This is a genomic window from Argonema galeatum A003/A1, assembly GCF_023333595.1.
Classification (GTDB): Bacteria; Cyanobacteriota; Cyanobacteriia; order Cyanobacteriales; family Aerosakkonemataceae; genus Argonema; species Argonema galeatum.
The window spans coordinates 170,287-179,773 of sequence record NZ_JAIQZM010000012.1 but is presented as its reverse complement, the minus strand read 5'-3'; the positions used below and the strand labels follow the sequence as shown (position 1 = coordinate 179,773).

At 46.3% G+C, this 9,487-nt stretch carries 9 protein-coding genes; 5 read left to right on the top strand and 4 right to left on the bottom strand.

The genetic code is table 11. From position 1 onward, the window contains the following. Window positions 1-714, top strand: a 714-nt coding sequence (locus tag LAY41_RS15345; RefSeq protein WP_249099328.1) for an ISL3 family transposase, incomplete at its 5' end; no start/stop codon positions are given. A gap of 64 nt (window positions 715-778) precedes the next feature. Continuing rightward, window positions 779-1,669 (top strand): peptidoglycan recognition protein family protein, encoded by an 891-nt coding sequence (locus LAY41_RS15340; protein WP_249099325.1) that lies wholly within the window; start codon window positions 779-781, stop codon window positions 1,667-1,669. Between the two features lie 220 nt (window positions 1,670-1,889). On the opposite strand, the gene LAY41_RS15335 is transcribed toward LAY41_RS15340, so the two are convergent. After that, window positions 1,890-4,700: a PAS domain S-box protein gene (locus tag LAY41_RS15335; RefSeq protein WP_249099322.1), complete on the bottom strand. Its 2,811-nt coding sequence runs from the start codon at window positions 4,698-4,700 to the stop codon at window positions 1,890-1,892. Between the two features lie 270 nt (window positions 4,701-4,970). On the opposite strand from LAY41_RS15335, the gene LAY41_RS15330 reads away from it, so the two are divergent. Further along, entirely contained in the window at window positions 4,971-5,534 is a 564-nt protein-coding gene (locus LAY41_RS15330; RefSeq protein WP_249099318.1) for a Uma2 family endonuclease, read from the top strand. 158 nt (window positions 5,535-5,692) lie between these two features. Next, the gene (locus LAY41_RS15325) at window positions 5,693-5,872 is read left to right on the top strand and encodes a hypothetical protein (protein ID WP_249099314.1); all 180 of its coding nucleotides are present in this window, start codon (window positions 5,693-5,695) and stop codon (window positions 5,870-5,872) included. Here the strand turns inward: LAY41_RS15325 and LAY41_RS15320 are convergent. Continuing rightward, window positions 5,844-6,077 carry a hypothetical protein gene (locus LAY41_RS15320; protein ID WP_249099312.1) on the bottom strand — a complete coding sequence of 78 codons (234 nt, stop codon included), beginning with the start codon at window positions 6,075-6,077 and terminating at the stop codon, window positions 5,844-5,846. The genes LAY41_RS15325 and LAY41_RS15320 overlap by 29 nt on opposite strands. A 48-nt stretch (window positions 6,078-6,125) precedes the next feature. Continuing rightward, window positions 6,126-7,601, bottom strand: a complete 1,476-nt coding sequence (locus LAY41_RS15310) for a cadherin-like domain-containing protein (protein ID WP_275974152.1) — start codon at window positions 7,599-7,601, stop codon at window positions 6,126-6,128. Between the two features lie 94 nt (window positions 7,602-7,695). On the opposite strand from LAY41_RS15310, the gene LAY41_RS15305 reads away from it, so the two are divergent. Further along, on the top strand, window positions 7,696-7,944 hold the full coding sequence (locus LAY41_RS15305; RefSeq protein ID WP_249099307.1) for a hypothetical protein: 249 nt from the start codon (window positions 7,696-7,698) through the stop codon (window positions 7,942-7,944). Here LAY41_RS15305 and LAY41_RS32295 read toward each other — a convergent pair. Next, entirely contained in the window at window positions 7,941-9,416 is a 1,476-nt protein-coding gene (locus LAY41_RS32295) for a cadherin-like domain-containing protein (RefSeq protein ID WP_275974151.1), read from the bottom strand. The genes LAY41_RS15305 and LAY41_RS32295 overlap by 4 nt on opposite strands. Between the last annotated feature and the right edge of the window lie 71 nt (window positions 9,417-9,487).

Sequence of the window (9,487 nt, the reverse complement as noted above, 5' to 3'; positions counted from 1 at the left end):
TTAGTAGACTTAGAAAGACATAAGCTAGTAGGATTAGTGTCATGTCGAACCCAGTCAGAGATCGAAAAAGTGATGCAACAATGGGGAGAAAAAGTCTTATTTCAGATAGAAGAAGTAAGTATGGATATGACTGGTAATTATAAATCGTTAGTACATAAAATCTGTCCAAATACAGAAGTGACAGTGGACAGATTTCATGTCACAAAAATAGTTCATTCAGAGTTAAATCAAGCTAGAATTGACCAAAAGAAAACGGCAGAATCATTAAACGCTAAGGAACGGGATAAACTATTTAGCAGCTTGAAAGGAAGTAAATATACATTACTGAAAGCCGAGAATAAGTTATCTGAAAAGCAAAAAGAAAAATTAGAGCAAGTAAAAGAAGCTTCACCGAAGGTGAAAATTATGCACTCATTAAAAGAAGAGTTTCACGAATTATTTGAAAATAGTAAATCTCTGGGAGAAGGGACATTAGGACTAATTGACTGGTTAAAGAAAGCCGAACCATATTATCGAAATAGTGTAGCAACAATTAAGCGATGGTTCCCAGAGGTATTAGGGTATTTTGAAAAAAGGACAACGAACGGGATAGTAGAAGGAATTAATAATAAATTAAAATTGTTAAAACGTTGTGGATTTGGATTTAGAAATTTTAATAATTTTGAAATACGGGCTTTACTCTTATGGCATTTTCATAACATTTTAGCACACTAAGTACGTAAGAACCGGAACATTGGAGGGAGCAAAACAGCTAGCCAGGAGTATTCAACACTCCCACATGGATACTAACGGCTGGAACGATTCCGGACACAATTTTTTGAATACAATTGACGGATTTTTGCTAGAGGGAAGACAAGGTACTTTAGCAGCAATTGTCAAAGGACATTGCGTTCGATCGGCCCATGCAGGAAATAAGGCGGCAAACGAATCACCGGGGATTGAAAATGAAGGCAATTTCATGACCCATAAGATGGGAGTGGCTCAATGGAACAGTCTGGTAGATTTGTGCGCTTCTCTTTGCTCTACCTACAATATCAATCCTGACAATATTAAAGGACATCGCGATTTTAAAGCAACTGATTGCCCTGGCGACTGGCTATACAGTCAGCTACCCCGTTTGCGGAAAGCTGTTGGTGAGAAATTAGCTCCACCAACCACACCTTTAAAGAAAGGCTCAAGGGTATTGAAAGTCAAAGATGTGCAGCTGTATCTCAAAGCTTGGGGTTTTAATCCTGGGGTTATTGATGGCATTTTTGGTGCCAATACAGAAGCTGCTGTAAGCGCGTTTCAAAAATCTAAAGGTTTGACTGTGGATGGAGTGGTAGAGGCAAAAACTTGGAAATATCTGATTACTTCACCGCCGCCAGAACCACTACCATCAGAAGCTTTGATTCTTATTGATGCTTGCAAGTCTTATAAAGGCTTGAGCGAACAAAATGAAGCTCTAGAATGGTTGCAAGGGGAAATTTCTAAACCCATAATGGATGAGTTTACTAAAAGATGGCGTAACCAATCATCGCCTGTAGCAGTGCAACCGCAACCTTTAACTCTGGTTAATGTTTGCAAGTATTATGGTGACTTGTCCGATCAAAACGAGGCTTTAGAGTGGCTGCAAGGGCAAATTTCTAAAGCAGTTTTGGTACAGTTCGCACAAAAATGGCGGAATTAGTCAGTGGTCAGTGGTCAGTGGTCAGTTGTCAGTGGTCAGTTGTCAGTGGTCAGTTGTCAGTTGTCAGTTGTCAGTTGTCAGTGGTCAGTGGTCAGTTGTCAGTTGTCAGTTGTCAGTTGTCAAGAAAATTTCTCCTCTGCCCCGTTCGGCTGAGCGCGACTCGACTGAGCGCTCGCCGAACGTCTCACGTCGAAGCCTCTGCCCCTCTGCCCCTCTGCCCCTAGTCCCGTTCGGCTGAGCGTTCGACTGAGCGCTCACGCCGAAGTCGCTCACGTCGAAGCCTAGCCCCTAACCCCTGCTGCTGGAGTGGTATCTCGATCGCAAATTCCGTACCTTCTCCAGGCTGACTAAAGCAATGCAATTGACCGCCATGCTTTTCAACTATAATCTGATAACTGATAGATAAACCAAGACCCGTGCCTTTACCAACTGGCTTGGTTGTAAAGAATGGGTCAAACAGACGCTGAAGAACGGCGTCTTTCATACCCGGTCCATTGTCAGCAATCTGAATGGCAATGCGGTTGTTGTCCGAAACTTTGGTGCGAATCCAAATGGTTGGTGTAGCCCCACACTTCACACCCTGTACCTGACACCCTTGTTGCATAGCATCGATCGCATTACTTAGTATATTCATCAGCACTTGGTTGAGCTGTCCGGGATAGCACTCCACTTTGGGCAGGTCGGCATATTCTTGGATAACCTGAATGCCGGGATAATCGCCATTAGCTTTGAGACGGTTTTGCAAAATCAACAGGGTACTTTCGATGCCTTCGTGAATATCAACATCTTTCATCTCGGCTTCATCGGTGCGGGAAAAGTAGCGGAGACTACGCACTATCTCGCGAATCCGATCGGCTCCCACCCGCATTGATTCCAACAGTTTCGGTAAATCCTGCTTGACGAATTCTAGGTCAATATCTTCGGCTTTGTCTTCAATTTCCGAGCCTGGGTGAGGACAGTGCTGCTGGTAAAGTTCTAGGAGTTCTAACAGGTTTTGAATGTAATTTCTAGCTGGCTCGATATTGCCGTAAATAAAGTTGACGGGATTATTAATTTCGTGAGCTACACCTGCAACTAATTGCCCCAAACTTGACATTTTTTCGCTTTGAATAAGTTGGGTTTGAGTTTTTTGCAGTTTGTGCAGGGTTTGTTCCAGTTCGCAGGCTTTTTGGCATAGCAATTCTTCCCTTTGTCGTAAGGCAGCTTCGGCTTGTTCGCGCTCGATAAGTTCGACTTGCAGTTTTTGATATAGTTCGGATTGCTGGATGGCGATCGCTATTTGCACGCTCAGCTGTCCTAGCAAGCTGACTTCCGATTCCAGCCATTGCCTTGGGCCGCTACAATGATGAGCAATCAGCAGTCCCCACAAATTTTCTCCTTGCAGAATCGGAACTACTAGGTTAGCTCGCACCTGAAACTGTGCTAGTAAATCGATGTGACACTGGGCAATACCGCTATTGTAGATATCTCCGATCGCACGAATGCGACCTTGTTGGTATTGTTGAACGTATTTTCCCAGAAAGCAAGGGTCGTGAATTGGTATTCCCAGAATTGGCTGGCAATTTTCACCAACAGATTCCACCTCCACTACACCACTCCCATCTGGGTAAAAGCGGTAAAGTACCACTCTGTCTGTTTGGAGAAATTGCCGCACTTCTTGCACGGCGGTATTGAGAACTTCTTCCAAGTTTAACGATCGACGGATGCGCTGAGCGATCGCACTTACTAGCCGTTCCCGTTCGGCTTGCTGTCGCAATGACTCCTCAGCCTTGACATGATAGGTTATATCCAATGCCATACCGATCGATCCAATCACTTCACCGCTTTGGTTTTTCAGGGGTGTAGCCCGATTTTCATACACCAAGTCTCCCATTTCAGCAGTCCAGGCAGCTTCTCCTCCTGCGAGGACGTGACTGATTTTGCTGATAATCTCAGGTTCGTGACGGTACAAATCGAAGATCGATCGCCCAACTAACTCCCCAGCCTTTAAACCTAGAGGCTCTAATCCTTTACCCTCAGAAAGAGTAACCTCGCCTTTTTTATCGGTTGCATATAGGATGATCGGTAAATTGGTGACAACTGGGCGCAGAAGTGCTTCGCTTTCGCGGGAAATTGCTTGCGCCTGTTGGCGTTGCAGCGTTTCCCTATGCAGTTTGTCAATGACTTTTCTCAATTCTACGCTGCCTACGGTGAGGCGGCGTTCGAGGTCTTCATTTTCCTGTTGCAGTGCGACTTCCGCTCGTTTGCGATCGCTGATATCCCGCACCACGCAAACCATTCCCATCTCTGCTTCGATCGCGCTCAAAGATAATTCTTGCCGATACTTGCTGCCATTTTGTCGTAAACCGACCGCTTCACCCCGCCACCGTCCGTGTTTATCCACAGCAGGTAAAATATATTGCTTAAATATTCTCAGTTCCGCTTCATCGTAAAGACTTTTCCAGCTTTTCCCGATTAGTTCTTCTGCAAACTCATATCCATAAAGTTGGGCGTAAGCTTCATTTAGATAAACAAATTCTCCTTTTTGGTTAACAATAGCCATGCCATCGATCGCAGCATTCATAGCGGCAGATTGCTTTTGCAATCTCCTTTGAGCTTCTTGTTGCTGAGTTACATCCTGCTGTACCCCAATAAAATGAGTGACGCTACCGCTGGCGTCACTGACTGGGGAAATTGTCAATTCATTCCAAAAATGGGTGCCGTCTTTTCGATAGTTTTTCAATACCACTCGGCATTCCCGCCGATCGCGCACTGCCTCTCGAATTTGGGCTATCGCAGATGGGTCCGTGTCCCGGCCTTGTAAAAAGCGGCAGTTGCGCCCTAAAACTTCCCCGGTTGAATAACCTGTAAGTTGCTCAAAAGCAGAATTGCAGTAAATAATCGGTAAATCTGGTAAAAGAGCGTCGGCAATTACGATTCCCGTGCTGGTTGCCGCGATCGCTCGTTCGTACAAGTGCAATTTCGCCTCAACTGTATCGCTACGCAGGAACCTTGGAAGCGTTTTCGGCGTAGCTAGGTTGACGTTTTTCATTTTATTGCCTAATTCTTTATTAATACGTTTAAAGGTGTACATTAGCCTAAAAGAATTTTTTCGATTTTGGCTCTATCGGTAGGCATAAATTAATTTGAGCTATATAATATAACTTTGTGGCGCTATACAAGCTAACCTCTACCGAAAATAATCAAGCAATAATATAATGCAATAGTTGTTGGGGATAAAGCGATCGCTCCAACAGATAGCTCTATTTTGTAGAATAACTTGTAGAAGCAGTGCAACTTACCTGTCTTAAATAAACTTTAAATGGTACAGACCCCTGCCAAACCCCTTACTCTAGAAGAATTCCTGACGCTGCCGGAGACAGAACCTGCTAGCGAATATATTGATGGGCATATTATTCAAAAAGCTATGCCACAAGGAGAACACAGCGCAATTCAAACTGAGTTAGCACCTGCAATCAACTCGGTCGTCAAACCCAAACAGACTGCGCGGGCTTTCTCAGAGCTTCGTTGTACCTTTGGCGGACGCTCAATTGTACCTGACATTTCTGTGTTTCTGTGGGACAGAATCCCACGTAAGGAAAATGGTGGGGTTGATAACGTCTTTTCAATTGCTCCCGATTGGACAATCGAAATTTTATCTCCCGATCAAAGCCAAACTAAAGTTATCAAGAATATTTTGCATTGCCTCAAATATGGAACTCAGATGGGGTGGCTGATCGATCCAGGTGAAGAATCTGTGTTTGTCTATCTGCCAGATCGATCGATCGCTTTTTACGACGAAGCTGGAACACTTTTGCCAGTGCCAGAATTTGCCAAAGATTTTAGCCTTACAGTAGAAGGCTTGTTTAATTGGTTGCTAGAGTGAATTTAGCTCAGTCAAGAAGGATTTAAAATATGGCTCTCAGTAGCCAAACTCAACCAGTGTTGTGTGACATAAATCATGCAACGTAGAAACCCTGAAGGTATATTAGATTTTCGATCGCAATCAACCCAATCTACGTTGCCAGGTTAAAAGCTACTTACTTGTTTCAATTCTACATTGCTCAGGCAGCAAGGATTGAGGAGGCGTTAGCGAAGCTTTCCGTAGGACTCGCCAAAGTCAAGACTCAGCATCCCCAGGAAACGGGAAGACTGGAAGCGATCGCAGTTGGAGGTATTCTGGCATCCGAGCAAGTCATCTCTCTGGATACAAACCAGTTATAACTTTCTCATCCTGAGAGGACTTTTCAGGATAAGCATAACGCTCCTGTTCACCCGCCGCTAGTAGCTTTTCGGGCATACCGATCGCCCTCAATCGGTCGGTGTGCAATGGGTTTGGATCGCTTTCATTCACACGATCATCACCGATTGCAGAATGAACGTTGTGAGGATAGCGATCGCTCGTCACTACGGCTCCACACCCAATCACAACTGAGATGACTCGGAAAAGAGCGATCGCTCTTGCTAAACACGAACCCTAGATCGTAATAAAGTTGCTTTGCGTCAAGGTTGTTGTATCAATTCCCGTCAAATTCGCCAGCGTTTCACCGCCTACCACGATCATATTGCCACTGAACGAAAGCTGACCAAAGCTCAATCCACCTGATAACCCGACCACATCCGTGCCCTTCTTGAAGTCAGTGAAGGTGTCAGTGCCAGATCCCGCTGCAATCACAAAGATATCGTTACCGTTGCCGCCTGTAACGGTATCTCTGCCCGTGCCGCCAATCAAGGTATCGTTGCCATTGTCGCCTCTGAGCGTATCTCCACCCGCCCCTCCGTTGAGGATGTCATCCCCATTGCCGCCGCTGAGGGTATCTCTGCCCAAACCGCCAGTGAGGGTATCTTTGCCGTTGCCGCCAGAGCGATTGATGCCTGCCACAGGGGCAACGTTGACGGTTACTGTTGTCGTTGCAGTCTCCTGTCCATCGGTGATGGTGTAGTCAAAGCTGGCTGCGCCCGTGAAGTCTCCATTAGGGGTGAATAAAACACTGCCATTGCTGAAGCCAACTGTACCGCCCGTCGCATTGCTGACTCCGGTAATGTTGAGCAGATCTCCATTAGTGTCGGTGTCATTGGCTAGAAGATCGGCGCTGCTAATGGTCAGGGGAGTATTTTGGTTGGTGGATTTGGTGTCTGGATTGGCAACAGGCGCAACATTTTCCGGCAGATCGTTGAGACTGAGGGTGAAGGTGTTGCTGGCATCGGGTGTGTTGCCAACAGAAGCATCATCGACGTTAACGCTAATGGTGTAGCTCGATTTGGTTTCGTAGTCGAGGGTTGTTCCGGCTTTCAGATACAACGTAGTGCCATCTAGCTCAAATGCACTTGCATCGCTACCCACCAAACTCAGAACATTTGTGCCCAGTCCATCGTCGGTGATAGTAATATCAGTAACTTTGATGCGGGTGGCAGTGCTGGTGTTTTCGTCAAGAGAAGTTATGGTGTTGACAAAATTGACGGCTGTGGGCGCTTGGTTAACAGGCGGCGGGGTATCATTGTCAATGATGGTGCCTGTAACCTTACCAAGATTCAGCGTCAGACCACCCGATGGAGCAAATAGTTCTGTAATCTGAGCAGGATTGAGCAATGCCAACCGCCCGGAGTTACTATCCCTAATCTCCAAGGCAGTGAGCACAGGTTGGAAAGAAAAGGTTTCATTATCTTCAATCTCACTGTCATTATTAGTATAGATGGTTGAGCCCGCGCTTCCATCTGTGAAGATAAGAAACTGAGAGCTGAACTCAGGGAAATCTGAGCTATTCGCCACAGAGTTTGGGTCAAGAGTAAGCGGCGTAAAACTAAACGCGGTTCTGTTTATATCAGCCGTGGGGTAGGCAGCTAAAATCACTTCCCACACTGACTCCAGTGTAGCTCCCGCCTCAGAAAATTTACCGTCGCCTTCGTTAATCGAACCTATGTTCTGTCCTGCAAAGGTAATTGAAGCTGCCATACGAATTTTCTCCTAATTATATGAACTCAAAATGTTGGCTTGACAATTGGTTAAACTCTAGCGTTTTCTGCCTGGAAGGGTAATTGTCCTTGAGGTGGATCTCTATCCAACATCAAGGTTTGACGGAATTGAGCTGGCAGCGATCGTTCAAGTAAGTGAACAGAATGCTGATAGAGACAGCGGTAAGGCTAGACTTGGGTCTGACGTTCCTCAATCAGGTGATCTTCCTATAGCAGCTATGACCGTGTTTCTCCACTGCGCTCACCATCTCAGTAGCCTCTCCTTCGGAGAATCGCTACTGAGACGGAGAAGGGCGATCGCTCCTGCTAAATACGAATTCTAGATCGTAATAAAGTTGCTTTGCGTCAAGGTTGTTGTATCAATTCCCGTCAAATTCGCCAGCGTTTCACCGCCTGCAAGGATTTGATTGCCACTGAACGAAAGCTGACCAAAGCTCAATCCACCTGATAACCCGACCACATCCGTGCCCTTCTTGAAGTCAGTGAAGGTGTCAGTGCCAGATCCCGCTGCAATCACAAAGATATCGTTACCGTTGCCGCCTGTAACGGTATCTCTGCCCGTGCCGCCAATCAAGGTATCGTTGCCATTGTCGCCTCTGAGCGTATCTCCACCTGCCCCTCCGTTGAGGATGTCATCCCCATTGCCGCCGCTGAGGGTATCTCTGCCCAAACCGCCAGTGAGGGTATCTTTGCCGTTGCCGCCAGAGCGATTGATGCCTGCCACAGGGGCAACGTTGACGGTTACTGTTGTCGTTGCAGTCTCCTGTCCATCGGTGATGGTGTAGTCAAAGCTAGCAGCGCCCGTGAAGTCTCCATTGGGGGTGAATAAAACATTGCCATTGCTGAAGCCAACTGTACCGCCCGTCGCATTGCTGACTCCGGTAATGTTGAGCAGATCTCCATTAGTGTCGGTGTCATTGGCTAGAAGATCGGCGCTGCTAATGATCAGGGGAGTATTTTGGTTGGTGGATTTGGTGTCTGGATTGGCAACAGGCGCAACATTTTCCGGCAGATCGTTGAGACTGAGGGTGAAGGTGTTGCTGGCATCGGGTGTGTTGCCAACAGAAGCATCATCGACGTTAACGCTAATGGTGTAGCTCGATTTGGTTTCGTAGTCGAGGGTTGTTCCGGCTTTCAGATACAACGTGGTGCCATCCAGCTCAAATGCGCTTGCGTCGCTACCCATCAAACTCAGAACATTTGTGCCCAGTCCATCGTCGGTAATGTCGATATCAGCAACTTTGATGCGGGTGGTAGTGCTGGTATTCTCATCAAGAGAAGTTGTGGTGCTGACGAAATTGACGGCTGTGGGCGCTTGGTTAATAGGCGGCGGGGAATCATTGTCAATGATGGTGCCTGTAACCTTACCAAGATTCAGCGTCAGACCACCCGATGGAGCAAATAGTTCTGTAATCTGTGTAGGGTTGAGCAGTGCCAACGTTCGTCTGTCGGCAGTCTCAATCTCCAAGTTAGTGAGTACAGGTTGGAAAGAAAAGGTTTCATTAATTTCAATCTCACTGTCATTATTAGTAATGACGACTGAGCCCACGGTTCCATTTGTGCGGATAAAAAACTGAGTGCCAAAATTAAAGAAATCTGAGCTATTCGCCACAGAGTTTGGGTCAAGAGTAAGCGGCGTAAAAACGAACGTGGTGTTGCTTATATCAGCCGTGGGGTAGGCAGCTACGATCACTTCCCACACTGACTCCAGTGTAGCTCCCACCCTAAAATCTCTACCGTCGCCTTCGTTAATCGAACCTATGTTCTGTCCTGCAAAGGTAATTGAAGCTGCCATACGAATTTTCTCCTAATTATATGAACTCAAAATGTTGGCTTGACAATTGGTTAAACTCTAGCGTTTTCTGC